This window comes from Streptomyces sp. NPDC001709 (genome assembly GCF_053596375.1).
In genome coordinates this window covers 142,097-166,649 of the sequence record NZ_JBSFGB010000012.1, presented here as the reverse complement: position 1 = coordinate 166,649, position 24,553 = coordinate 142,097, and the positions used below count along the sequence as shown (strand labels likewise).

Annotated in this window: 26 protein-coding genes; 6 read left to right on the top strand and 20 right to left on the bottom strand. The window is 66.1% G+C overall.

Annotated features, from left to right (window positions below):
• Nucleotides 1-315: 315 nt before the first annotated feature.
• The 18 genes from ACWC0C_RS19685 to ACWC0C_RS19600 form a co-directional block, all read right to left on the bottom strand.
• Nucleotides 316-1,119: an SAM-dependent methyltransferase gene (locus ACWC0C_RS19685; RefSeq protein ID WP_450865047.1), complete on the bottom strand. Its 804-nt coding sequence runs from the start codon at nucleotides 1,117-1,119 to the stop codon at nucleotides 316-318.
• A 511-nt stretch (nucleotides 1,120-1,630) separates the two neighbouring features.
• Nucleotides 1,631-2,518: an endonuclease/exonuclease/phosphatase family protein gene (locus ACWC0C_RS19680; RefSeq protein ID WP_450865046.1), complete on the bottom strand. Its 888-nt coding sequence runs from the start codon at nucleotides 2,516-2,518 to the stop codon at nucleotides 1,631-1,633.
• Nucleotides 2,518-3,348: a GntR family transcriptional regulator gene (locus ACWC0C_RS19675; RefSeq protein ID WP_450865045.1), complete on the bottom strand. Its 831-nt coding sequence runs from the start codon at nucleotides 3,346-3,348 to the stop codon at nucleotides 2,518-2,520. Before ACWC0C_RS19675 ends, ACWC0C_RS19680 begins: the two co-directional genes overlap by 1 nt.
• A 172-nt stretch (nucleotides 3,349-3,520) precedes the next feature.
• Nucleotides 3,521-4,324 carry a zinc-dependent metalloprotease gene (locus tag ACWC0C_RS19670; RefSeq protein ID WP_450865044.1) on the bottom strand — a complete coding sequence of 268 codons (804 nt, stop codon included), beginning with the start codon at nucleotides 4,322-4,324 and terminating at the stop codon, nucleotides 3,521-3,523.
• 128 nt (nucleotides 4,325-4,452) lie between these two features.
• Entirely contained in the window at nucleotides 4,453-5,112 is a 660-nt protein-coding gene (locus tag ACWC0C_RS19665) for a hypothetical protein (protein ID WP_450865043.1), read from the bottom strand.
• Entirely contained in the window at nucleotides 5,109-5,561 is a 453-nt protein-coding gene (locus ACWC0C_RS19660) for a DUF6302 family protein (protein WP_450865042.1), read from the bottom strand. The genes ACWC0C_RS19665 and ACWC0C_RS19660 overlap by 4 nt, the downstream gene beginning before the upstream one ends.
• The gene (locus ACWC0C_RS19655; RefSeq protein WP_450865041.1) at nucleotides 5,558-5,755 is read right to left on the bottom strand and encodes a DUF5999 family protein; all 198 of its coding nucleotides are present in this window, start codon (nucleotides 5,753-5,755) and stop codon (nucleotides 5,558-5,560) included. The genes ACWC0C_RS19660 and ACWC0C_RS19655 overlap by 4 nt, the downstream gene beginning before the upstream one ends.
• A gap of 150 nt (nucleotides 5,756-5,905) precedes the next feature.
• Nucleotides 5,906-7,144 carry an acyl-CoA dehydrogenase family protein gene (locus tag ACWC0C_RS19650; RefSeq protein ID WP_450865040.1) on the bottom strand — a complete coding sequence of 413 codons (1,239 nt, stop codon included), beginning with the start codon at nucleotides 7,142-7,144 and terminating at the stop codon, nucleotides 5,906-5,908.
• A gap of 77 nt (nucleotides 7,145-7,221) precedes the next feature.
• A complete protein-coding gene (locus tag ACWC0C_RS19645; RefSeq protein WP_450865039.1) occupies nucleotides 7,222-7,848 on the bottom strand; it encodes a GAF domain-containing protein in 627 nt (208 codons plus the stop codon).
• Nucleotides 7,848-8,489 (bottom strand): GTP-binding protein, encoded by a 642-nt coding sequence (locus ACWC0C_RS19640; protein ID WP_450865038.1) that lies wholly within the window; start codon nucleotides 8,487-8,489, stop codon nucleotides 7,848-7,850. The genes ACWC0C_RS19645 and ACWC0C_RS19640 overlap by 1 nt, the downstream gene beginning before the upstream one ends.
• Nucleotides 8,490-8,493: 4 nt before the next feature.
• A complete protein-coding gene (locus tag ACWC0C_RS19635) occupies nucleotides 8,494-8,934 on the bottom strand; it encodes a DUF742 domain-containing protein (protein ID WP_450865037.1) in 441 nt (146 codons plus the stop codon).
• Entirely contained in the window at nucleotides 8,934-9,437 is a 504-nt protein-coding gene (locus tag ACWC0C_RS19630) for a roadblock/LC7 domain-containing protein (RefSeq protein ID WP_450865036.1), read from the bottom strand. The genes ACWC0C_RS19635 and ACWC0C_RS19630 overlap by 1 nt, the downstream gene beginning before the upstream one ends.
• Before the next feature lie 62 nt (nucleotides 9,438-9,499).
• Complete coding sequence (locus tag ACWC0C_RS19625) at nucleotides 9,500-11,074, bottom strand: ATP-binding protein (RefSeq protein ID WP_450865035.1); 1,575 nt, start codon at nucleotides 11,072-11,074, stop codon at nucleotides 9,500-9,502.
• Entirely contained in the window at nucleotides 11,071-11,466 is a 396-nt protein-coding gene (locus tag ACWC0C_RS19620; RefSeq protein ID WP_450865034.1) for a hypothetical protein, read from the bottom strand. Before ACWC0C_RS19620 ends, ACWC0C_RS19625 begins: the two co-directional genes overlap by 4 nt.
• Nucleotides 11,467-11,701: 235 nt before the next feature.
• Nucleotides 11,702-12,307: a hypothetical protein gene (locus ACWC0C_RS19615; RefSeq protein ID WP_450865033.1), complete on the bottom strand. Its 606-nt coding sequence runs from the start codon at nucleotides 12,305-12,307 to the stop codon at nucleotides 11,702-11,704.
• A gap of 123 nt (nucleotides 12,308-12,430) precedes the next feature.
• Nucleotides 12,431-13,663, bottom strand: coding sequence for a helix-turn-helix domain-containing protein (locus ACWC0C_RS19610; protein ID WP_450865032.1), 1,233 nt, complete (start codon nucleotides 13,661-13,663; stop codon nucleotides 12,431-12,433).
• 322 nt (nucleotides 13,664-13,985) lie between these two features.
• On the bottom strand, nucleotides 13,986-14,216 hold the full coding sequence (locus ACWC0C_RS19605; protein ID WP_450865031.1) for a DUF397 domain-containing protein: 231 nt from the start codon (nucleotides 14,214-14,216) through the stop codon (nucleotides 13,986-13,988).
• A complete protein-coding gene (locus ACWC0C_RS19600) occupies nucleotides 14,213-15,082 on the bottom strand; it encodes a helix-turn-helix domain-containing protein (RefSeq protein ID WP_450865030.1) in 870 nt (289 codons plus the stop codon). Before ACWC0C_RS19600 ends, ACWC0C_RS19605 begins: the two co-directional genes overlap by 4 nt.
• A gap of 441 nt (nucleotides 15,083-15,523) precedes the next feature.
• On the opposite strand from ACWC0C_RS19600, the gene ACWC0C_RS19595 reads away from it, so the two are divergent.
• From ACWC0C_RS19595 to ACWC0C_RS19575, 5 genes are all read left to right on the top strand, one after another.
• Nucleotides 15,524-15,964, top strand: a complete 441-nt coding sequence (locus tag ACWC0C_RS19595) for an ATP-binding protein (protein ID WP_450865029.1) — start codon at nucleotides 15,524-15,526, stop codon at nucleotides 15,962-15,964.
• Nucleotides 15,965-16,516: 552 nt separating this feature from the next.
• Nucleotides 16,517-17,668, top strand: a complete 1,152-nt coding sequence (locus tag ACWC0C_RS19590) for a GntR family transcriptional regulator (RefSeq protein ID WP_450865028.1) — start codon at nucleotides 16,517-16,519, stop codon at nucleotides 17,666-17,668.
• The gene (locus tag ACWC0C_RS19585) at nucleotides 17,665-18,483 is read left to right on the top strand and encodes a M15 family metallopeptidase (RefSeq protein WP_450865027.1); all 819 of its coding nucleotides are present in this window, start codon (nucleotides 17,665-17,667) and stop codon (nucleotides 18,481-18,483) included. The genes ACWC0C_RS19590 and ACWC0C_RS19585 overlap by 4 nt, the downstream gene beginning before the upstream one ends.
• A 76-nt stretch (nucleotides 18,484-18,559) precedes the next feature.
• Complete coding sequence (locus tag ACWC0C_RS19580; protein WP_450865026.1) at nucleotides 18,560-18,859, top strand: helix-turn-helix domain-containing protein; 300 nt, start codon at nucleotides 18,560-18,562, stop codon at nucleotides 18,857-18,859.
• Nucleotides 18,750-19,259 carry a transposase family protein gene (locus tag ACWC0C_RS19575; RefSeq protein ID WP_450865025.1) on the top strand — a complete coding sequence of 170 codons (510 nt, stop codon included), beginning with the start codon at nucleotides 18,750-18,752 and terminating at the stop codon, nucleotides 19,257-19,259. Before ACWC0C_RS19580 ends, ACWC0C_RS19575 begins: the two co-directional genes overlap by 110 nt.
• 61 nt (nucleotides 19,260-19,320) lie before the next feature.
• Here ACWC0C_RS19575 and ACWC0C_RS19570 read toward each other — a convergent pair whose 3' ends face one another.
• Both ACWC0C_RS19570 and dnaE read right to left on the bottom strand, forming a co-directional pair.
• Entirely contained in the window at nucleotides 19,321-19,704 is a 384-nt protein-coding gene (locus ACWC0C_RS19570) for a DUF6300 family protein (protein ID WP_450865024.1), read from the bottom strand.
• A complete protein-coding gene (gene dnaE / locus ACWC0C_RS19565; protein WP_450865023.1) occupies nucleotides 19,701-23,303 on the bottom strand; it encodes a DNA polymerase III subunit alpha in 3,603 nt (1,200 codons plus the stop codon). The genes ACWC0C_RS19570 and dnaE overlap by 4 nt, the downstream gene beginning before the upstream one ends.
• 276 nt (nucleotides 23,304-23,579) lie before the next feature.
• On the opposite strand from dnaE, the gene ACWC0C_RS19560 reads away from it, so the two are divergent.
• Nucleotides 23,580-24,536, top strand: a complete 957-nt coding sequence (locus tag ACWC0C_RS19560; RefSeq protein WP_450865106.1) for a carbon-nitrogen hydrolase family protein — start codon at nucleotides 23,580-23,582, stop codon at nucleotides 24,534-24,536.
• The last annotated feature ends 17 nt before the right edge of the window (nucleotides 24,537-24,553 follow it).

The window sequence follows — 24,553 nt, the reverse complement described above, 5'->3', positions numbered from 1 at the left end:
CTGCGAAGTGGCAGCCCCCTCTCTGACTGTCCCGGGGTCTTCGAGGAGGGGACGCTTGCGTCCCGTTGGGCGGGCGGCTCTCTTTCGCGCTCCCGTCTGACGGAGTCATGTCGAGCAGCAATCCCGCAGGGCGGGCTGAACCAACGCCCCGACCAGGAGCTGATCTCCTGCTCCCACTGCACCCCGCCGGATCGCTCCTACGCCACATCAACGCCTATGGGAGCTGGGCCGGGAGGCTCGTGATCAGCCCACTGCTGCACACATTGCTACTGTCAGGTCCTAATAAGAGGGATTGATCAGCGGAAACAGCGCGGATCATGGCTTACGCGCGATGCCTCCGTAGACGTCCGTCGGCTCGGGGGAAGCGCCGAACTCGGGGCGCCACAGCGGACAAGAGACGATACCGGGTTCCAGGATTTCGAGTCCTTCGTAGTAGGCAGCGATCTGAGTGGGGCTGCGCAGGACGTATGGGGTGGCACCGGTGTTGTCGTAACCCTGCTGGGCTTCCTTGAGCCTGGTGCTGCTGTCGATGCCGTCGTAGTGCACGAAGTAGCTGCCGGGGCACAGCGCCGTCTGCAGGTGGTGGACGGTCGCCTTCGCTTCCTTGTAGTCCTCGATGTGGCCGAGTACGCCCATGAGCAGCAGTGCGACCGGCTTGGTGAAGTCGAGGATCTGGCCGGCGGCTTCGAGGATCTTCTCCGGTTCGCGCAGGTCCGCGTCAACGTAGTCGACGACGCCTTCGCTCGTGCCGTACAGCAGGGCCCTGGCGTGTACGAGGACGAGCGGGTCGTTGTCGACGTACACGATCCTGGCGTCGGGGGCGATGCGCTGGGCGACTTCGTGGGTGTTCTCGTACGTCGGCAGTCCGGTGCCGATGTCGAGGAACTGTCGGACGCCCAGCTCGCGCGAGGCGTAGGTCACCGCGCGGATCAGAAACTCGCGGGATTCGCGGGCCATCGTCGCGGCCTGCGGGGCGATCTTGAGATATTCCTCGCCGGCCAACCGGTCAGGTTCGTAATGGTCCTTGCCTCCCATCAAGTAGTTCCATACACGTGCCGAATTGGGGACCGAGGTGTCGATCTGGCTGCGCAAAGGTGTGCCTCCTGAAGGTCGTATCATCGGCGGCCTGCCGATTGACGTCGTGAGCGGTCGGGGGCGGGGCCTACTAACGGAGGCCCCGCGTCTGTCGGCGTGCTGAGTGCGGCACACAGGGATACGGGGTCGGTGAGGAGTCGTCCGGCCGGCTTGCGGGTGATCCACCGCAGCTGGCGGTCGTTGGTGCGTGCGCTGCGCGGCGGTACCCAAACGGCGGGGCCGCTGACGTAGGCGACATACGACGGCCACGGACCGTTGGAGCCCGGCGGGACGAAGAACATCCACCAGTCACCATTGGCAGCCACCGCACCACGACGCACGCCGAATTCGCACAGCTGGTCCAGGGCCACAGAAGCGTACGGCTGGGGTGCCCGTACGGCGTCGAAGCCGCCCCCGGTGTCGACGAGCTGGGCTGTAGAGCTACGCCAGGCCGAGCCCAGCAGCAAGTACGCCTCCCGGTCAGGATCATCGCCCGGCAGAGTAGGGATGACCCAGGCCGGGGTCGCTGGCCGACCGGAGGAGCCGGACGCCCATCTCACGGGGTGCTCAGAATGTCGTCGACCATGTCGAGGTCGGACCATGCAAAGAGCAGGGCGTGGTCGGTCCGGCGCCGGACATCGGCGGTGTCGATGACCTCGACCTTGACGAGCGCCGAGGCCACGTCGGGAGTGCCGAGGAGCCAGTCGATGCGCTGTGGGGGCCCCTGGTCGGTGCGGTGGAGACTGGCGGTGGGCTTCAGGGCCTGGGGCTGTGGCGGGGTAAGGGTGGTCGCCGCATGGTCGGCGAGGTCGATGAAGACCGGCTGGCGGCCGTGGGTGAGGATCTCCATGGGGCGGGTGTCGCTCACTCGCTGACCATCACGTTCACTGGTGCGTTGCTGGACGTGGACGGGGTCGTCGCCCGTGTCCCAGTCCAAGCTGGCTACATCGCCGGGCACGTAGCTGTTGCCGTCGAACCAGAGCAGGACTCTGTTGCCGCCATCGGCGGGGCTGGTGGCCCGGCGGGCTTCGGTGGCGCGCATATCGAAGTCGAAGTGGCAGAGATGCTGCGACCCGGGGTGCAGGGTCCTGGGCTTGCTCGGGCGGCGGACCTGCACGTGGCAAAGCTGCTTCAAAGGCAGGTCGTGGTTGGTATGGCCGGCGATCTCGAAACGGCGCGGGTTGACCATCACTCCCGTGGGATTGCGGCTGCGCCCCTTGTGCTCGTCCGCCATGCAGGGGAAGAGACGGCCCACGGCGGTCGCCTCGGCGAACACGACGCGGTGTCCATCGGCTGCCGCGCCGGTCAGCTCCTGGCGGAAGACGAGATCGGGCGTGTACGCCTGGAGGATCTGTGACGGGCTGGGCGGCCGGTCATCACCGCCTACGAGCCGGCGGCCGTTCTTCTGGATGTTCCGGGAAGCGGCACAGAGCGTTTTCCGCATCACGCGCCCTCCTGCTCCGCAGCATCCCCTAGCAGGGTGCGGGCCGAGGAATGGACAATGGTCCCGCCCTGTCGGATACCAGTGAGGATGCCCCGCGCCCTCAGGGGCCTGAGCGCGGACTTCAACGTGCCCTCGGTGATGCCGAACTCCTCGGTGAGCGCCTTCGCGCCGGGGAACTTGCTGCCTTCCGGATAGATGCCGTCCTTGATCCGGGACGTGATCACATCGCGGATGCGCGGGGACTGAGATCCGGGCAGGGTCCAGGTCTGTATCCGCCCCGATCGCGTGCGCACCCGCAGAGTGGGCCCAGTCGGCGGGGCTTGAGGATCCGTGACCACACTGCCAAGCGCGGAGACGCCGAGGGTGAGTCCTGCCTGCGTCAGCCGGGCCAGAGCACGCTGCACGGAGTCATCCCGGACACGGAATTGAACGCACAGCTGTTTTCGTGAGGGCAGCACGTCGCCGACTCGGTAGGTGCCATCGGCGATACTATTTCGCAGGGCCTTTTCTACCCGGTGTGCCTCGCTTGTCTCGTCCAGGCCTTCTGCGAGGTCCAGAAGGCGTTGCACGAGCGCCTGGGAGCAGCCCAGAAAGAAGGCGATGCCCCGTTTGGAACCGCCGGCGCGGTGGGCACCGGCTACCGCGGTTGCGTACCGCGCACGGTCAGCGGGTGTCAGCCGTACGCCCGGTGTGTAGACCGGCAACTCCTGCAGGTGCTGTCGCCAGGACAAACCGTTGCTCGCGTGCGTGCCTTGGCACGCTGCGCCACGGGAAGCGGGCCTCGTCAGATCGGCGGGCTCGGTTCCGCTGCTGGTCACGTTCTTCTCCATCGTCGGTTGTTGCTGTGGTCCGGGGCAACGCGGCCAAGCTCGGCTTTCACGCAGGCATGCCGCCATTCCGCTGTGTCCTTGCGGCGCCACACGTGTTGGGCTGGCGAAGTCGCGTTGCCGTACGAGGGTGCGCAGAAGCGGAGTCACGGAAAGCGCGGCTCAGTAGAGGACGTCAGGCGGGCAGGCGCTTGATCCAGCGGGCGGGATGACGCATCTCGTCGAAGGTGGGAAGCAAACCGGCCACGCTCCATACGTGGTTGAAGCGGTCCGGGCCGACAGCGGCCATGGCCTGGTCGACGAGAGCGGTGGCGCGGGCCTGATGCCTGGTCAGTCCGACCTCAGCCAGGCCGATCACCATCTCCAGGCAGTTTCCTTGCCTGCGGCGCCGGTTGCGGTCGACAGCCTTGCTGAGTATGAGCGGCGTCGCCTGGCGGCTCGTCCATTCCGCGTGGCCGTGGCTGAGGAGGGTGGCGACATCCCGGCTGGCCCGGACCAGCGGCCAGACCGGGGCCGGCACGATGGATCCTTCGCAGGCCGCGACCTGCGCCTGCTGGGCGAGTGCGCGGACCAGTAGTTCACACAGCTGATCGCTGCCGTCCAGGCGAAGGCGGTCCAGAGCCTCGGGAACGATCAGTGTTGACGGCCTGCCAGCGCTGTTCGCGATGAGGGTGTATTCCTCACTCATCCCGACTTTGATCGCCGCGTAACGCGCAGACACCGGCAGCGAGGCCACCATCCTCCGCTGCCACGCGGTGAGGTCCAGCCCCGCGGTGTCACGCTCAGCCTGGCGGCGTGTGAACGCGCTCCAAGCTATTGCGAGCCCTTCCACGTCCACGAGCTCGACGGTGACGCGGTCCGGCATGGCCAGGCCGGTGACCTTCTCCACCGCCGGCATCGCCTGTGTGAGGAGGTTGTGGATTCGCTCGCCCAGTTCCTCGCTGCGCGCGGTTTCGTGCTGAACGTACACGTTGATCACGACGGGTCTTTCGGCTGGGGGTTGGATGAGGGACAGGACGTAGGAATCAGGCGGCTAGTGAGCGAGCCACGTGTTTGGCCGCCGGGTTCGGTGATCCGGGCGTGGCGGCAGCCCCGCCCCGCGGCCGTCTACACGGCGGCCGCCAGGAGTTCGTTCAAGTCGACGCTGGTGACGCCTCGAAGTTCCACGACCTCTCGGGCGGCGAGGATCCACCGGAGGCGCTGGTCGTCGGTGTAAGGCACCTTGACGAGCTTCTGGTGACACTTCTTCGACATGGGCAGAGGCTTGATCGTGTTGGGGTCGTAGGCGATTCCCGCGACGCCCCAGGGCGATGCGTACTTCACCAGCGCGGCTGAGTAACCCCTGCGCAGAGGCGGGCAGTACTGGATCGCTTCCTTAGCGCAAAACGCGTGAATTGGCGGTGACGTGGTCGTCTCCCCTTCACGGACGGGGTTGCCCGGGCCACCGCGGACCACGAACAGGTGTCGTTCGTCGACCGGGTTGTATGTCGGGCCGCCGCAGACCTGACAGAGCATGCGGATCACCGCCTGTAGCTGGCGACGTGCATGGACCCTCTCGAAGACCGGCTCGCCCTTCCCACGCGCGAGGGACACCCGCAGCCGCAGAACGCCCATGTGACGGTCGACGTCCGGGTCCTCGTCGGCGTAGCGCAAACCCTCGCCGCCCCGCCCGCAGCCCCGCACGAGAGGTTCCAACTGCGCCTTCTCGTACGACCAGGAGGTGATGAACGGGACCGGGATGCCTTCCCACTCGTACTGCCGGGTCATGGCGCCCCCGTGCGCTCGCGGAGGTACGCTTCGATGGCTGAGTTGCTGTACCCGTAGAACCGGCCGAGGGCAGCGTCGTCGCCAGCGTGCGGGGGCTCGTCGCCCCATCGCAGGACGTGGCAGGTGTCCACCCTAGGCGAAAGGATCATCCGCAGATCCCAGAAGCCGGGTCGTCCGAGCAACAGGCGCCGGATGGACTCGCCGATCTCGGCGTGCTGGACGGATAAGTAGCCGCCCCGGCGAGGGCCGCCCACGGCGACGGCCAGGAGCGGAGCCCGGTGGACGCAGACCGCGACGCTGTAGGCAAGCACCGCTGTATCGGCGAGCAGGTTCCGGACGTACTCGTAATCGTAGGCCTCGGTCGGCGGCCGGAGCTCGACCGTCAACGGTTTGGCGGCTGGAGCGGCCGCGTCGGTTGCGTCCCGGGCTGCGCTGGCCGGGGTGATCACGCAGCCACCTCGGTGGGAGTGGGCCGATGAGGGGCAACGACGCGCCCGTCCGGCAGGAGTTCGCCGCCGTCGTCGAAGCGAACGATGCCGTTGCACAGAAGCACCCAGCCCTGCGCGTCGACGCGCTCGGTTACCGCAGCAGCGTCACCGTCGGGTGCGGACGCGGGGGGACAGGGTGGGTTGTGCGGACACATGGGGGCTTCCTCTCGGCGGTGCTCGTGTCGGTGGGTTTGCGTTTGATGGGCCCTGCCGCCGGGAGGGGGGAGTCAGGAATTGCTCCCGGCAGCAGGGGGCGGGACCCGCGCGCGGCAGCGGGAGGAGGACTGCGCCGCCGCGCGCGGGAGTCATGCATGGGTGGGGTCGGGGCGCAAGCGGGCGGGGTCCGCCCGTCGGAGGAGTTGGGACCACTGGGGGGTGCTCTCCCCGAGGGCTCTCTGGCCGAGGCGTATCCGCTGGAACTCGCCGGTGCCAGCGGGAGGGTAGGTGTGCTGGATGTCCCTCCACAGGCGTTGCAGCGGGTAGTCCGAGTCCAGCCCCCGGGCGCCGTGCAGTTCCATGGCGTCCTGGCCTGAGCGGGCCGCCAACTCGTGACCCATGTACTTGGCGTTCACGAGGTCTGGATCGCAGGGCAGGCCTTGATCGAGATGGCTCACCGCCTGGTAGGCGATGCTGTGGGCGGTCCTGAACCGGGCTTCCATCTCTCCGAGGCGGTCCCGCAGGACCGGCAGGTCGAACAGGGCGCCGCCGTAGCGCGGGCGTTCCTTCAGGTAGTGGGTGGTGAGCTGTAGCACCGCTTCGTGAAGGCCAAGGCTGACGGCGGTCAGGTTGGGCAGCCCGCACAAGATGCTGCTGCTCTTGGCCACGGCCATGCCCTGTCCGACCTCGCCGAGCCGATGAGTGTCGGGGACCCGGACACGGGCCAGGTCGAGACAGCCGTGGGTGAAGCCGTGCAAGCCGAGGCCGGGCCGGTGGGGCTTGACGGTCAGTCCCTTGCGGTCGTGCTCGACGAGGAACGCTGTCAGGGATTCCGTCGGCCTTTCAGTGCCCTCGACTGCGGTGCGGGCGATGACAACATGCAGGTGAGCGAGGTGGCTGTTACCGATGTGCACCTTCCTTCCGGTGATCACCCATTCGTCGCCGTCGCGCTCGGCGACGGTTTCCATGCCGCCGATGTGGCCGCCCGTCTCCGGCTCGGTCACTGCGATCGACAGCAGCGCCGAGCCCGCTGCGGCCTGCGGCAGCCAGTACGCCTTTTGCTCGTCGTTGGCCCAGTTCTCAAGAGCGGCCACCGGTATCAGGCCAGCCTGCAGGATTGCGCCTACGGCTCCGGACACCTTCGACATGCGGTGGATCAGGATCGTCTTGGCGACGTGGCCGGCCGCCAGCCCACCGAAGGACTCCGGGATGGTCACGCCGAACCAGCCGCGCGCGGCAAGCAGTTGCGGGATGTCGCGCTCAACCTGGTGAGGCTTGTTCTCCATGCGCGCCGCGAGGGGGGCGATCTCCTCGGCGGCGAAGGCGTCGGCTTCTCGCCACAGCAGATCCTGCCCGGGGGTGAGATTCGGGGTGAGCGTGGTAGGCATGGTCGGTCCCTCTCCTGGTCGCAAGTTGGGTGCGGCCGGATCCGCGTATGGGTGACCCGGGCGAAGGCGGCGGATGATCAGGGCTGCGGTGCGGCGGCGGTGATGGCTTTCATGACCGTGCCGCCCGTGCCCTTGACGATGTCCCTGAGGCGGCGGGCATCACTGAGGAGCCGCGGCTCGGGGTCGATGATGCACACAGTGCCCAGCACGATTCCGGTCTCTTCGTGGATCAAGGGGGCGCCGAAGTATGCGTGAATGCCGACGGCATCGACAACGGGGTTGCCGTAGAAGCGGGGGGACGCGCGGACGTCGTGGAGCGGCAGCGACTTCTTGCGCCGAACCACATCGGGGCACCAGCCGTCGCGTCGACTCATGGTGCGGCCGATGATGGGGTGGCCGCTGTCCTCCGCCGGGTTGTGAAGACCGATGAAGGTCTGCTCCTCCAGGAAGAGGTTGACCATCCCGTAGAGGAAGCCAGAGGCCTCCGCCATCTGGGTGGCGAAGTTGTCGTAGAACGCATGCGCGTGAGTGGGAACGCCCAGGCGCCGGATCAGGGCCTGGCGGGCCTCTTCCTCCGCTTGGACTTCGCTGCCCGTCCGGGTCGCGCTGGGGGGCGGGACGATCAGGCCGCGCTCACTCCGCGTGGGGAGGCCGGCGTTGGGGCCGGTGAACGGAGGCACGTGGATGTGGGAACTCTGCGTCATCAGGCGTCCTGTAGAGCGGTGTCGGTGGGGTGGGCGGGGCCGGTCGCGGCACTGGTCAGGGCATGCCGGACAAGGGTGAGTAGTGCCTTGGCGACGGAGGAGGTCACCCGCGCGTCGCAGGCCACCAACGGGATGTCGTTCGCCACGCCGAGGGCCTGGCGCACGTCGTCTTCGGGGTAGCGGTAGGCACCCTCGAATTCGTTGACGGCGACGATGAACGGCAGGCCTATCTGCTCGAAGAACTCGACTGCGGCGAAGCTGCTGTCCAAACGGCGGGTGTCGGCCAGGACGACGGCGCCGACCGCCCCGCGGGACAGGTCGTGCCAGAGATCCACGAACCGGTCCTGGCCTGGAGTGCCGAACAGGAACAGCTCCAGCGGTAGGGGCACGTCGGGTGGATCGAAGCTCTTACGGCCGAAATCGAAGGCCACCGTGGTCGTGTCCTTCGCTTCCACCCCCGCCCGGTTGTCGGTGCGGGCACTCGCTTCGGTCAGGTACTCCTCGGTGTTCAGCGGCTCGATCTCGCTGATAGCGCCGATGCACGTGGTTTTGCCGACCCCGAACCCTCCCGCGACCAGGATCTTCAGGGCTACAGGCCCGCCGACTTCGTTCAGCCGGGCGCCCGCGCCAGCGGGCACCATCGGCTCAGCCGGCCTTGGGGTAGGGGGGTTCATCGGACAACTTGGCGAGGCCAACACTCAGTGCCTCCAGCAATTGTCGGGTCGGGCGCGGCCCGAGCGGGGACTTATCAGCGGGCTCGGTGTAGCCAGTCGTCACGGGCACTACCAGGGCGCCCGTGTCCAGCAGGTCCGAGAGCAGGACTCTCACGGTGGCCACAGGCCGCCGGATCGTGCCGGCCAGCTCGGTGACCGAGCGCCGTCGTTGCTGACACAGGGCCAGGATCTGCCGGCACTCCTCGGGCAGTCCTGGGCCGGGTCTGCCGGAGCCGGGCTCCAGCTCCGTCTCCAGGCTCAGCGGGTAGCGGGGACGGGTGCGCCCTCCGGTCAGCGTGTAGTTCCGCACGAACGTGGAAGTGTCCGTGTCGGTCCTGGCTGCTAACGCGGTGTGCCGCCTGTCCGGGCTCATCAGACGTCCTGGCGGACCGGGGTGACCATGAACGGCGCGAACTTGTTCACGAGGTTCTGCATCTCGTACCCCACGGTGCTGACTTCGGCGTCCGGCTCGGTGATCACGCCGAGCACGGTCTCCACCGTGCCACCGACGCTGCCGGGATGGTTCTTGAAGACCGCGCTCGTGCCCGCGAACTGCAGGAAGAAAAAGCAGTCCGCTCGGTCGATGATCATCTGCGACGGCGGCAGTTTTTCGCCGCGCGGCCCCTTGATGTTCTGCGCCAGCGAGGCCAGGCCGCAGAAGGCGGCGGCCCACGGGTCCGCCCAGTCCGGGTGGATGTCGCTGTCCAGCAGCTTGATGCCGTCTCGCGATACCAGCAGGGCGTGCGTCACACCCGGGATCTGGGAAACGAACTGCTTCAGCAGCCAAGCCATCTTCTTCTGGTGGTCGTTCATGTCGACCGGAGTAGCTGCCGCACTGTCGTCGCCGTTGTGGGGGCTCAGGTCTGGAGTGGTCACGGTGAATTCGCTCCATGCGGAATGAGTGGCCTCCCTGCGAGGGCAGGCCGCGGGGGTTGGGGTTACGGGTGCCCTGCCGGGGGTTCGCCCGTACCGGATGGCTGCGGCGGCGCTTCGGCTGGGGCGTCTTCCTGGGGCTGCGCAGCCTTCTGGCCGTCGAAGAACGCGGCGGCGAGGTTCGCTCTGGCTGCTCTCGTGGGCGGCCCCGGCCGGTGCGCGGGGTCGGTGATGCGCAGTTGTCCGGGTACGCGTTGCGGCAGCGGCGGTGGAAGTGCGGGATGCCCGGGACTGGCCGGGGCGGGTGCCTCGCGTGCCTCGATGGGTGCGGGCTGTGTTCGCTCTCCCGCCTCCCAAGACGTCGGAGGAGAGGACGGAGCGGCGGGCGACGACCGGCCTGGAGCCGCGGTTGTCGTTGACCTGCGGGCGTGGCGGACCTCTTCAGCCTCGACCGGGACGAGGTGCTTGGCCGGTACGACCACGAGGGCCGTGGTGCCGCCCGTCGCGTTTTCCGACAGCTTGATCGACATGCCGTGACGGCGGGCGATCTTCGCGGCCACGAGGAGGCCAATCTTCGCCTCGCGCAGCTGGGTGCTGACGTCGACCTTTTCCGGCGCCGCCAGGAGCTGGTTCAGCTTCTCCCGGTCCTGCCAGTCCAACGGCATCGCGCGGTCTTCGACCTCGATCGCCAAGCCTGTCGACACCGGCTGTGCCCGTACGTGCACCTTTGTGTTCGGGTCGGAGAATGTGCAGGAGTTCTCGATCAGCTCGGCCACCAGGTGGGACAGATCGGGCCCCACATGTCCGGGGAGAGCAAGCGCGGCTCCGACTGTGCTCGCCGCCACGGCGACCCGCGAGTAGTGCTCGACCTCTGAGACGGCGCCGCGCAGTACTGTCACCACGGGCACTGGGCGGCGTTCGCTGCGCAGTGAGTCGCCGCCCAGCACCGCCTTGCTCTCCACCAAGCGGCGCATCCGTGTCACGAGATGGTCGATTTCATAGGCCTTGGCCAGCAGCTCCGGGTCGTCGGTCAGGCTCTCGAGCTCGTCCAGTGCCTCCAAAGCCCGCTTGATGAAGGCGTGTTCACGCCGCGACAGATGGTGGAGAAGCCCCACCAGTACAGCCAGCTGCGATTCGTCGTGCACGCGGAGGAGCGCCTGTACGGCCTGGACTTGCACCTCTGTCAGCAGTCCTTCGAGTACCGCCACCGGTCCTTGGCCGTCGACCGGAGGGAGACTGTCGGGAACCGGTGGCCTTCCGCCTCGGCACAGCTCGTCGGCCGTCCACAGCAGGGCCTTCTCCACGGCATTCGCTGCGTCCGTGATCCGTTGCAGTCCCGCCACCTCTGCTTGCTGTATGGCGGCGAGCTCCGCTTCCCGTGCTTTCCGCAGAGAGGCGGCAGTCGCCTGGGCACGGAGGGCAGCGAGGAGTGCTGCCGCACCGATTCCGAACGCCAGACCGAGCAGGAGGTGAGCCACCGACAGGTCCGCCACCTGCCAGGTAAGGACGGCAACGCACAGCATGGCTGCCAGGAAGATCAGGGGCACTGCTATGGCTGCCCGCACCTGTTCGAGGAAGTAGCGCTCCGCTTGCGTGCGGCGTCGACGGCCGCGGCGGTGCGAAACCGACGGGGAGGTCATGCGGCCTCCCCCGGCGTCGCCGGGAGCAGCACCTGCACGGTCTTGCCCACCGTTTCGCCCTGCTCGTCCAGCAGGGGGTAGTGGGTCATCCGGCCTTGGTAGTGGCTTACCCACCAAAGGCCACGCCCGATGGGAGCGCCCTCCACGGCCTTGTCGAAGCCAGGGAAGTCCGGGGCTCCGTCGTCGACCTCGATGAGGAGTTGGCTATTGGGGAGGATGATGAGCCTCAGCGGGGTCCCGTCGCAGTCCAGGGGCGCCGCGTGTGCCGCGGCGTTGGTCGTGAGGACGTCCGCTACGCGGCCGGCCGCGTCCTCGTCGCCGACCCAGCCGATTTTGCGGAGCCGGCCGAGTACGAGATTCCGCGCGGTCTCTCCCGATAACGGCCAGGTCAAAGCGGCGCTCAGCTTGAACGGCGCATCGTCCGGTACGGGGACAGGGGCACCGGGGACAGCCACTTGTGCGCCGCCACGATGTTGGGCTCCGGTTTCCGAAGGCTGTTGCCTCAATGCTGAGTCGGTCGGGCGCACGACGGTGACGGTGCGCTGCGTCGGCGGCTTCACTGGGGAACTCCCGGGTTCGAGGTGTACGCGGCGTCGGCTGGCGATATTGGTGTCCGGCCGCTGAAGTTCACAGTCGTGCGCTGCTGGGCTGGGCTGGCACCCGCAGGGCCTCCGTCAGGGGAAGTAGCAGGTCCTTGCCGTGGATCAGGGGCAGCGGCTGATGCGTCTGCTCGTGCCACGGCGGTTGGTCCCATCGGATGCCATGGGAAGGCGGCAAGGCAACCCACTGCTCGGGGCCGGACCGGACGTCAACGGTTGAGGAGTTTGCGTCCTCGGGCAGTGCGTACCGGCCGGTGGCCGGCAAAACGAGTAGCACGGCGTTGTCCTCGCCTTGCAGAAGGCATGGCACGGCCTTGCCGTAGCGGTCGAGCCACATGACCACGGAGAGACCGCTCCACTTGGGTAGCACAATGGCGTCGAAGGCGACGGTGGGGGCGATCAGCGCGGCTCCGGGCGACGCATTGAGCTCGGCGGTCAGCCCGTCCTCGGGGCTGGGCGTCAGCGGTCCGGGCAGCGGGTGCGCCCCGGAACCGGGACAGGCGTCGGGCTCACCGCAAGTACAGCCGCCCCTGGGCCGGTGCCTGTGCCCAGGGGCAATCGGCCACCCGAGAATGTTGGTGTATGCAGCACTGCAGGCGGCGGCATCTTGAGTGCTGATGGGCTGCGGCGACATGGCGATCCCCTTGCGGATGTGTCGTCAGCGACGACACATCACGATGGACCAGGAAACCGCCCACGACCCGGAAGAATTTTCCGGGTACTTTTTCAACTCCCCGTTCCGAAGCGGAGTTTGGGGCTAGTGCACCAGTTCCATGCTGCGGACCAGGGACGATAGAACACCTGCCTGCGACGGAACGCCAACGCCAGCCAGGTCCTTCACCAGGGCCCGAGCCATTGGATCGGAGTGAACGTAGTAGGGAGCCTCTACCGCCGCTTGCTTCAGCGTCGTCACAGCGGAGGGCAGCCGGTTCATGCGCCGCAGCGCGCGCGCCTTGTCGATCTGATAGTGGATCTTTCGTTCCTTGCTGGGGACGTCGTCCACGGAGACGTCGCGTACCTTGGACAGTCCCGTGTCAGGCTGGTTTATCTCGACGCCGACCTCGGCGGCATGCACCGCGACAGTGCCCCTGCCGAATACGGTGTGAGCGTCGAGGTCGTACCACTCCGGACCAAGGCGGTCGGCATCTTCCAGGGCCGTATCAACCCGTGCCCAGGCATCTTCGGCTCTGGAACCGCGGGCGTGAGCGATCGCGCAGCGCAGGTGCAGTGCGCCCCGCAGCGAAAGAACTTCGTTCGCCGGCCGGCGAGCCGAGGCGAGCGGTTCCAGGTCGCGTAGCGCAGCCTCTGCGACGGCCACTGTCTCGGGGAGCGACGCCTGATGCAGCAGAGCGCCGCAGCGGTCCCAAGCGACCTGCGCCTTCACCAGCGGATCATCGAGTTGGGTCGCGGCGTTGGCGGCTACCTCGGCGGACGACCATGCGAAGTCGGGGTAGCCGAGCTGGTTCAACACCATCCGCGCCGTGCGGGCGGCATCGACCAGGAGCCGCAGGGCTTCCTCCCGGTTGCTGCCCTCGCAGACGAGCAGGGCGGTGTTCAGGTCCTCGATCAGGCCGGGGAGCAGCATGGCGACCTTCGGTAGGTCCGCATTCTGCCTGGCCGCGTTGGCCTGGCGGGACCTCGTCCGCATCTCCGCCAGCGAGACGGGAATCCCCTGCGGGCGCAGCCCTGGATGACCGGACAGGATGAGGCCGGATCGGCGCATGCTGGTCCGCATGGCCGGAATGTAGGAGTGAGCCAGGTTTCCACCGTTCTGCTGCAGCCGGTACGGCTGACCGAGCAGCCACACCACGTCGACGTCGCAGTTCTCTGCGATGTCGGTGATCAGCGAATAGCGGTCGAGCGGGATCCGCCCGGTTTCCACCCGCCCCAGCCAGTCCCCAGTGCGGCCGAGAAGCCCGGCTAGCTCCTCTAGGGTGAGGCCCTTCGCGTTGCGGGCGACCCTTACGCGAGCACCGATGTGAGTGTCCATGTCTTGGGGCATACTGAAGCTCCGTTCTGCGTCGACAACAGAACGGTACCCGGGGCGCCGCCCTGGTGAATGCGCTCAGCGGCCTTCGTCTTTGGCGAAGGCCGCTGTCGTGTTCCGCGAGGTTGCTTTACCCAGGCTGTCCAGCCGTGACGGTTGATGCAGTGTGGGGAGCGTTGTTGTTCTCGGGGTGCGCCACGACTATCGAGACACGACTCGGTCTACCACGGGCAAACCTACATCGCGAAGGATGAACGCATGTGCGGCGGCTCCGCCTCAACGGGGCTGAGACGGGGCCGCCGCGCTTGCTGTGGTTGAGTGCGGGTCAGATGTCGTTGGCTCCAGCGCGGACGTCGTTGACGAACGCGGCGTAGTGGGCAGGGGAGAAGAGGAGAACGGGACCCTCGGCGTTCTTCGAATCCCGTAGGGCGATCCGGCCGGTCCTTGCCCGGTCGTCTGCGACCTCGACACATGTGGACTGGTCGGAGCCGCTGTAAGACGACTTGAACCAGGCGGCTCCTGGCAGGTCGGCAGCGCGGACCACGGCCTTAGTCATGGGGGGGTTCCCTTCAGGTACTTCTTGATCACATCGCGTGATTCGTCGGCGGGCAAGGCCGCTTCGCAGACTGCGTCGAACACCTCTGTGAAGGCGGCCACATCCTCCGGCACCTCCATGAAGACCCCGCCCCGAGTGTGGTCGACCATAGCCACTGAGGGCCAGGGATGCCGGAAGTCCATGATCGTCACATTGCTGGTCAGGCCTGAGTGCAAGGGAGCATCCAGCGGCATGATGCGAAGGGTGATGTTCGGGCGCTCCGACATGTCCAGGAGGCTGAGGAGCTGGTCCCGCATCAGATCGGAGGCGGAGCCCGCGCGGGGGTACAGGGCGGACTCGTCGATCACCGTGCGCAGCTCGGTGGGGCCCGCCGGCCTGGTCAGGATCTCCTTGCGGGCCTGACGTACCTGCACGAGCGCGGTTGCGGTCCTCTGCGTTGCGGCGCGCGGGGAACTGGAAATGAGCGCGTGCGCGTAGGCAGGGGTCTGGAGCAGCGCCGGGATCAGCTGCGGGAAGTATGCGCGGAGCAGTACGGCCTGGGCCTCCAGAGCGATGATGTCCGCGTATGTCTGCGGCAGGACATCGGCGTAGGCCGTCCACCATGCATGGTGCCCGGAGCCCGGCGCGACGCGGGTTAGCTCAGCGATGATCGGCTCATCGTTGACGCCGTACTTCCGAAGGAGGATTGAGACCTCGTCAGGCTTGATCTTGTATTGGCCGGTCTCCACGCGGCTGAGTCGAGTGTTCTCCCAGTTGAGGAACTTCGCAGCCGTGACCAGGTTGTGTCCTGCCTGCTGCCGGTACTGGCGGAGCAAGCCCCCAAGTCGCCGTCTGAGAATCGGCGGTGGCGTCTGTGCTGTGGCCATGTGCGAAGTCTGTCACAACGTTGCGGATTCGTAGAGGGGGTAGCGCCGTGAACTCGTGTTCCCTTACTGCGGATTCGGTCCGCAATGTTGCGGAGAGCCCGCAGATTGGAGCATGGTAGGCGCAAGGCCGCTGAGTGCTCATCAAGTTACGGTCTGTTGATCACGTGCGGTCGCGTGCTGGTGCGTCTCTCTCCCCCGTGGGAGATGCGCCAGCACGCCACACTCACTGTCCGCGAGCAGAGGCGCCGCGATGACCCCACACTCCCCCCAGGAGCAGCACAGCACGACGAGCAACACCAGGAGCATCAGCACGCGGGGATGCGCCCGTAGGCGTCCGATAGGGCCGCCAGCCCATGCTGTCGCCACGCGGACCTGCGAGCCGTCCGACGGGCCGGCCGGGAGGCTGCAGTTGTACCCCGAGCCCGGAGGTGTGGCGTGACGATGCCTGCCGTACAACCGGCCGCCACCGGCCACCCCGGCTACGACGTCACGATGAGCGCTGTCCCGGAGTCCGCGGAGGAGGCGCGGCGGCTCACCCGTCAAGCGATGACCCTCTGGCGTCTGGCGGGGCAGGCGGAGACGGCGGCGCTGCTGATCTCCGAACTCGTCACCAACGCCATCACGCACACCTCCAGCGACAGCGTCCGCATCATAGTGGCGCGGCCTGCTCCCACCCGGGTACGTCTGGAGGTCGTCGATAAAGCACCTTCCCGACTGCCCGTACGGCGTGTTGTTGACGCGGAGGCTGTGTCCGGCCGCGGGTTACATCTGCTGGAGGCTCTCGCTGACCGCTGGGGGTACGACCTGCTCAGCTCGAATGCGAGACGCGGCCCGTCAGAGAAGAGCTGCTGGGCTGAGTTGTGTGTAGACGAGGCGCGGTGAGCGCTTGCTGGGTGGCCCCGGCACGCGAGGCCAGCAGAGGCACGGAGTTGGTCCGGGGACGGCTGATGCTGGCGGCGGTGCCCACCTTGGCGCTGCCCGCCGCCACTGGGCTGGACGGCCAGACCGCCGTCGAAGAGCCGGACCAACCGCCGACAAATGGTCTCGACAGGGCAACTTCGCTTACGGATAGGGTCGGCCCGCGTCCGGCTCCGTGAATGCCTCGTTCTCAGCCCTTTGCTCTGTGGCGGCGAGTCAGCGAGCTGTCCCCATAGGCAGCCCGTCGCCATATCACCGCCCGGCGGTGCCTGGCTCGCCGGGGGGATACCCCGATCCCCAGGGCACACGCTCGCGCCGGCCACCTCCTCGCGATGCCCGTCCACCTCGTGGCAGCAGTCCATTACAGCTACTGGCACTGGCGGAATGCGTCGTGCTCGTCCGCCTCCACAGCCCTGCGCAGCACGGCGCAGAACCGCCGGTCGCCACCTTCTGTGACGACGGAAGCGTCCAGATAGCCGAGCAGCCATGACCTTCTCTACCCGAAAGGAACATCCGATGATGCCGGTCGACGATGACGTGCTCCGGGGTGCCCACAGCAGCGCAGCGGCCATGGCGACGGCGTCCACTCGCTCCCAGATCCGGTCGGCCCTCTTTCGTGCCCACCACATGCCACAGCGCCGTCATCCCACCGAGGCGCAGCTCGAAGGAGGCCGTAAGCGCCTCCGGGGCATCGTGGAGCCCTTGCTCCCACTGGCCAAGGGCCACCTCGACCGGGCCGAAGGGTCGCGGTCGGACTGCGCGCGCTGGAAAGCCCTCATAGCCGGCGTACAGCCCCTTGTTACCGCGACCGGGACGTCACTGAATCTCACGGCCTTGAGTAGCAACGCTGTCGATCTCCTACAGGCCCTCCTTGCCGCCGAGGTGGAAGGACCGGATGTCAAGGAGATCGCCGACCATGTACGGACGATGATCCGGGAGGGCGTATACCTGCCCGGCACGAAGCTGGGAGTAGGCAGGATCGCCGCAGACCTCGGTTGTTCCCGCTCCGCAGAAGATAGGGCCGAACTCGCGTTCCAGGATCTTCAGGCCGAAGGGCTGCTCACTCGCCGCGGCAGCATGTGGTGGGTCACGGAGCCCACCGATCAGCCCACCCAGATCGCCGGGATGATCCGCACCTTCATCCGGACCGGCGTCTACCCGCCAGGCAGTCCCCTTCCCATAACCGGGGTTTTGGCGCGGGAGTTCACTACCTCCACGGCGTACCTGGTTAAGGCGTGGCGCATCCTGCGCAACGAGGGAACGGTGATCAGCCGGAACGGATTCCGCCCCGTGGTCTCCCCGGTGCCGCCATTCCCTTTCGACACACCGGACGATCTCGGCACTCTGGCAACCCGATTGCGCTCATTGGCCGTGGACGACGCGGATCACAGTCCCCATGTCATCGAGGAAACTTGCGCTCGGGCACGGACCTGGTGGAGGACCCGGACCTCTCCTCCCCTGGCGACCCTGGAGCATACCCACGCCTACCTGATCTCCGCCGTCCTGCACCTGTTTCGGACCAACCCGGATATGCCGGAGGCGCACACCCGGCTGCGACGTACAGCAGCCCTGGCTTTTGACCCGCACCGCATCACGTCCAGCCCGCTGTGGCGCACTGCCTGCATCGCAGTGGTCGTCGGCGAATTCCTGGGCCGGGCTCCGGCGTGAACGCGCGACCGACGGCGACCGTGCCCGGCAGGACCAACAAGGGCCAGGTGCTTGAGCCGGGGCAGACTCAACCGAAAGGCACCCCAGCGATGAGCGAAAGTTCCCGCCTGTTCCTCCCCGCTGTTCTCGGGATGCCCAAGATCGCTGGGGAGGTCGTTGCGATGTCTGATCCGCGGGTCGTGGCCATGCGGGTCGCCGATTGTGCAGAGCCGCTAGTGTCCCTGCGGGACGATGACCGATTTTTGATCGACGAGCGTAAGGCCACCGCCACGGAGACATTTGCGATGATCCGCTCAGGCTTGGTGGACCAGCTGTGGATCGCTGAGGAGTACCTGCGCGAGCGCGGCCGCAGACTGCGGATCGTCGAGTGCTACCGGCCACCGGCCCAGCAGAGCCGGTCCTTTGAGGAGGAGCTGAGGCGGCTGGCTGCTGAACATCCGGACTTGTCCTCGGAGCAACTCATCGACTTGGCCGGCCGGTACGTGTCTCCGCCGTGGGTCGCCCCGCACAGCTGCGGCGGCGCGGTCGACGTCACCCTCGCCTCCTTCAGCGGAACCGAGCTGGACATCGGCTACCGGATTAGTGCCACCTCCAAGGAACCCTTCAACATGTCATTCCTGCATGCGCATGACCTTCCCGAGCATGCTCGCGCTAACAGAAGGCTGCTGCTTGCGGCGATGACCCACGCAGGTTGGGTGCCCCACTGGTACGAGAGCTGGCACTTCGAGATCGGCACGAGGTTCGCTGCTCTGATGACCGACCTGGACGAGGCCGTCTACGGGGTGATATCCGATCCTTATGCGGAATATCTCTGATTTCTCCGACTGAACATGATGCGCGATCTTTAGGAATACCGGGGATGTCGACGAGGAGCTCCTGGAACTGGTCACGATGGTGATCGTGGCCTGCGATGCTGGCCGGCAGTTCAGACTGCGTCCGTACGACCGGGCCCGATGCACCCTGGTTTACCTGCGCAAGCACGACACCGTCGAACAGATCGCCGCGGGCTTCGGGATCAGCACAGCCACCGTCTGGCGCTACGTGAACCACACGATCGGGCAACTCGCGGTTCACACAGTTTTTGGCAGAGGCGCTCACCAGACACCACGCGGACGGTTACGTGCTACCGGACGGCACTGTCGCCGAGACCGACCGGGTGCGGGCACCGGGCCATACCTCCGGCAAGGCTAGCCACGAGGGCGTAAACCGCAGGTCATCACAGCGGAAGACGGGAAACGATCTCGCCGCTCCCCCGGCGGCACCCCACGATCTGACGGCCGCCCGCGAGCACGCCATTGTCAACACCTGCGCGCCCCTGGGCCTCAAGCTCCTCGCCGACAAGGGCTACGTCCGGGCTGGCGGCACCGTGATCACCCCGGTCAAGCGCCGCCCGAAGGCGGAACTCCCTGACAAGCACAAGGCATCGAACAAGGTCCACGCTGCACTGCGCGCTCCAGTCGAGCGGACCATCTCCCGGATCAAGCACTGGCGGATCTTCCGTCATGCAGGTACCAGTCCGAACATACTCACGTCAGCTGCTGCCGCGGTCTTCACCTCATGGTCTACACGTGAAAAAGGCTCCGTGGTGTAAGACCCGCTTACTCATGGTTGCCAAGTCTGTCATCGGCGACCGCATCTCCCTACAGGAACAATCAAAGTGCGCCTCGCATCCACTGATCATGCTCCGCCGTGAGAAGCTGCTCATCAACGTGCCCTTGGCGCAGCGACTCGACCCACGCCGCGACGAGTCCGCCGAAAGCATCGACGTTCTCGAGACTCATCTTTTCGTCTACGGTGAATAGTGAAATCAGCTCGGCAGCGGCTGCATCTCGGCGAGAGCACTGCGGACATAACAGGGCCTCGCGAACGCCTGGGACATCAACACCGATCTGGTTTTTCCAGGAGTGCTTGTAGCGGACGAGAAGAAGTCCAGGAGTACCGCATGCCAGGCAATGTGACACATCCGCGATCTTGACGAGTAGTTCGTCATCACTGGTGAAGGTCGGAGCCATAGCAGTCCGGTGTGCGTCGGTCATGCCACACCTTGCCAAGCATCCGGTCCGAATGCGCCCTTGATGTCGGATGCCAGCGAGGAAGCGTCGACTTGTGCTGCCAAGGCGTAGACGGTCGTCTTCTGCGGTCCACGCACACTCAGGTGGACGGGGCTGTCACCAGGGTGGGCATGCAGGATGCGCTTCAGGTCCGCGACCGCCTGGTCGGAAACACGATGAAGGGGCAGCGCTAGGCGTACGGGGGGCTTGCCGCCGTGTTCGGCACTAGATACGTCCAAGACCGAGAGCTCCCTACCGAAGATGTTCAGGGTGCCGTCGCGGTCCTCGATCTTTCCCTTGACTGAAATGACGTTGTCTTCAGTCAAGGCGTGAGCCACGAGTTGGTAGACGGCGGGGAAGAAGAGAACTTCGATGGACCCCGTGGGGTCTGCGAGGTTGGCGATGGCCCAGTTGTTGCCCGACTTGGTCATCTTCCGCTGAACTCCGGTGATCAGACCGGCAAGCTGAACGTCTCCTTGGGTCCGTCCGGACGCCAAGAGTTCAGCGATCGTGGTGTCCCTGGCGCCAGAGAGGATGTGTTCGGCGCCATCTAGGGGATGCGCCGACACATACAGGCCCAGCATGTCCCGCTCCGTAGCGAGGAGCTGCCGGCGCGGCCATTCCTGTTCGTCGACAGGGAAGTCGAGTCCGAACCCGGCCCCGGCGTCTTCGGCTTCACCGTCTCCCAGCCCGGCGAACAAATCGTCCTGCCCGTAGGAGGCCGCCTTCTTGACGGGCACGACGGCGTCGATAGCGTCCTCGTGAATCGCGCACAGGCCGCGCCGGGAGTGGCCGAGGGAGTCGAAGGCGCCGGCCTTGATCAGCGACTCGATGGCGCGCTTGTTCAGGGCGGGGAGGTCACACTTGTCGAGCATGTCAGCGAAGGAGGTGAACTTACCTTTCGAACGGCGGGCCGCGACGATCGCCTCGATCACCGCGTCGCCGACGTTGCGAACGGCCCGCATGCCGAACCGCACGTCGTCTCCGATGGCGGTGAACTCGGCGGTCGACTCGTTGACGTCCGGCTGCAGAACCCGGACGCCGTTCGCACGTGCGTCGGCCAAGTAGACGGCTGCCTTGTCCTTGTCGTCTCCGACGGAAGTCAGGAGTGCGGCCATGTACTCGGCGGGATAGTTGGCCTTGAGGTACGCCGTCCAGTAGGAGACCAGACCGTAGCCTGCAGTGTGGGACTTGTTGAAGGCGTACCCGGAGAACGGCAGCATGACGTCCCAGATGGCTTTGATCGCCTCTTCTGAGTAGCCATTGCTCTTCATGCCGCCCGCGAACTTGTCCCACTCGGCGGCCAGGACCTCAGGCTTCTTCTTACCCATGGCCCGGCGCAGCATGTCGGCGCCGCCAAGGGTGTACCCGGCGAGTTGCCGGGCGATGGCCATGATTTGCTCTTGGTAGACGAGCAGGTGGTGGGTAGAGCCCAGGATCGGGTCGAGGGCATCCTTCAGTTCCGGGTGGATTGGAGCCGGTTCCTGCTTGCCACTCTGCCGTAGTGCGTAGTTGGTGTGGGCGTTGGCGGCCATCGGGCCAGGCCGGTAGAGCGCGAGCGCTACGGCGATGTCCTCGAATCGGGTGGGCTGCATCAGCTTCAGCAGGGCGCGCATGCCGCCACCGTCGAGCTGGAACACGCCGAACGTGTTGCCGTCGGACAAGAGCTGGTAGGTCTTGGTGTCGTCCAAGGGGATGACGACTGTCTCTGGGTCGCCGTCCATCGGATCCACTGTCGCCAGCTTGATTCCGCGGTTTTCCCGGATGTTCTGGATCGCCTGATCGATGACACCGAGGTTCCGCAGCCCCAGGAAGTCCATCTTGACCAGCCCCATGGCTTCGCAACTGGGGTAGTCGAACCCTGTGATCTTCACGCCGTCCGAGGCGCGCATATGTAGGGGGATGCGATCCGTCAGGCGGGTCTTGGAGAGGATCACCGCGGCGGCGTGCACGCCAGTGCCGCGCATCAGGCCTTCGACACCCTTGGCGGTGTCCATGACCTTCTTCACATCGGGTTCGTTCTCGTACAGCGCCCGGATCTCACCGGCCTCGCCGTACCGGGGGTGCTCGGGGTCCCAGATGCCCGACAGGGGGATGGTCTTGCCCTGCTGGTCCGGGGGCAGAGCCTTCACAATCCGCTCGCCATGGGAGAACGGGTAGCCGAGGATGCGCGAGGAATCCTTGATCGCGTTCTTCGCCTTGATCCGACCGAAGGTGTTGACCATGGCGGTGTACTCGTCACCGTACTTCTCGGTGACGTACCGGACCATCCGGTCGCGTTGGCGGTCGTCGAAGTCGAGGTCGACGTCCGGCGGGTTGATTCGCTCAGGGTTGAGGAACCGCTCGAACAGAAGGCCGTGTTCAAGCGGACACAGTTCAGTGATCCGAGTGGCGTAGGCGACGATGGATCCGGTTGCCGAGCCACGGCCCGGTCCAACCGGAATTCCATTGTCGCGCGCGTACCGGCAGATGTCCGCGACGACGAGGAAGTACGAGGAGAATCCCATCGGACCGATGATCTTCATCTCGGTCTCGAAGCGTTCCATCACATGGTCCGGGATTGGGTCTCCGTAGCGCATGGCAAGCCCTTTGAGGACGTCCTTGCGCAGGTACTCCTCCTGCGTCATCCCTTCCGGGACATCAGGAAACTGCGGCATCTCATCGACGTTGTCGAATACTTCGTCGTATGAGCCGATTCGCTCGGCGATCAGCAAGGTGTTATCGCAGGCTTCCGGCAGTTCCGAGAACAGCTCACGCATCTCGGCCGCAGTCTTGAGGTAGTAGCCGGTTCCTTGGAATTTGAATCGGTTGGGGTCGTCCTTGTTTTTGCCCACTCCAATGCACAGGAGGTTGTCGTGAGCCTCTGCGTCGGACGGATGGACGTAATGTGCGTCATTGGTTGCCAGCAAGGGAAGGTTCAGTTCCTTTGCAAGGCGAAGCAGTCCGTCTCGCACCTCGCGTTCGATGGCCAGCCCATGGTCCATCAACTCGAGGAAGTAGTTGTCCTTGCCGAAGATTTCCTGGTACGCACCGGCGGTCTCGCGCGCTTCCTCGTACTGCCCCAGGCGTAGACGAGTCTGGATGGCGCCTGAGGGGCATCCAGTGGTAGCGATGATCCCTTGGGGGTGCTCGCTGATCAACTCCATGTCCATACGCGGCTTGCCGGCCGGGAACTGGCCCGTGTAGGAGGCCTCCGTGGAGAGATAGAAAAGGTTTCGAAGGCCCTGGACGTTTTCCGCCCACATGGTCATGTGAGTGAATCGGCCACCGCCCGAGACATCCTTCGAACCCTCGCCGTCATCACTCATCGCACGCCGGCCGCCAGGTCCCCAGAATTCCTGCTTCTTATGCCTGCGAGACGAAGGGGCAACGTATGCCTCGATGCCAATAATGGGCTTTACGTCGCCAAATCCTTTAGCCACTGACTGGAACTCGTAAGCCCCGAACATGTTGCCGTGATCGCTCATGGCGATTGCTGGCATCCCTTGGCGCGCCACTTCCTCGAACATGGGCTTCATTCGCTGCGCTCCGTCGAGCATCGAGTACTCGGTGTGATTGTGCAGGTGAACGAAGCTGCTACTCACGGTGCGGTGGCTCCCTTGCGCATTGACTGGTCCGAGCAAGGGTCCCAAGCCTAGCGGGATTTGGCGATCCGTCAGGATGCGACGCACACATCCACAGGCTCCGAAGCCGCCACATCTGTTGATGTGGTGATCATGCAAATTCCGGCAGAGCCGCTCCGGCCTGGGAGGATGCTGGCGTCGCCATTCCATCGGTGACCCGACGGCCGCTTGGATGCCGAGTCACTACCTCTCACATTGCGCCTTAATTCCGATTTGCTAGACAATGTGACGATCTACATGTTCCGTCACAGTCCCACGTCTAGGAAGGCAGCCGTGCCCCGTTCCACCGTCGGCTTGTCCGCGCCACCGACGCCACGATGGGACCTGCCGCACCATGCAGGCGCAGTTCGTCGTTTGCGGCTGGCAGTGGCGCAGAGCATCGTCCCGGAGGACCCAGCCGACCCTGCGCTTCTTCGGGCGAGCGGGGCTCGGATCCGCGCGCAGATGCGGGAGGCCGCCGCTGCCGGGGCCAGGCTGGTCCAATTCCCCGAGGGGGCGATCGTCTACCCCGACCCAGACGCCATGCCGGCGGGGGTAGGGGGGACGGTGAGCTGGACGGAGACGGCCTGGGATGTCATCGGCGAAGAGGAGGAGGCGATCCGGCTGCTGTCCAGAGAGCTCGGTGTATGGGTCGTCTTCGGCACCATCCGTTCTCTGGCTCCAGCGGTGCTCCCGCGAAACTCTCTGTTGGTCGTATCCGATCAGGGAGAGATCACGGCCAGGTACGACAAGCGGATCCTCTCGCACACCGAAGCCACCCGCCTGTACTCCCCCGGTAGCGAGCCGGTGGTATTCGAGCTCGACGGGCTGAGGGTCGGCTGCGCGCTGTGCATCGAGGCGAACTTTCCCGAGCTGTTCGCCCAGTACGAGGCCCTCGATGTGGACGTGGTCCTGCTGTCTGTGATGGTGGACGACGCAGCGCGCGCCGTCGTCGCTCAGGCATACGGAACGCTCTTCAATTACTGGGTCGGCTACTCGGTTCCCGCTCAGTTCGGCTCCACGGCCCCTGCTGGGATCATTGGCCCGGGTGGCCGGTGGCTCGTTCGCTGCCCGGCAGAGGACCGTCCGGCGCTGGCCGTCATGGATCTGGACCTGGACGCTGCAGACCGGGACATTGCCATTGGTCTACGGCTGGCCCGGCCTTGGCGGCGGCTGGCCCGAGCTCAGAGCCGCAGGGCCGGGCTGATCGACTGACGGCCGTGGGACCGCCC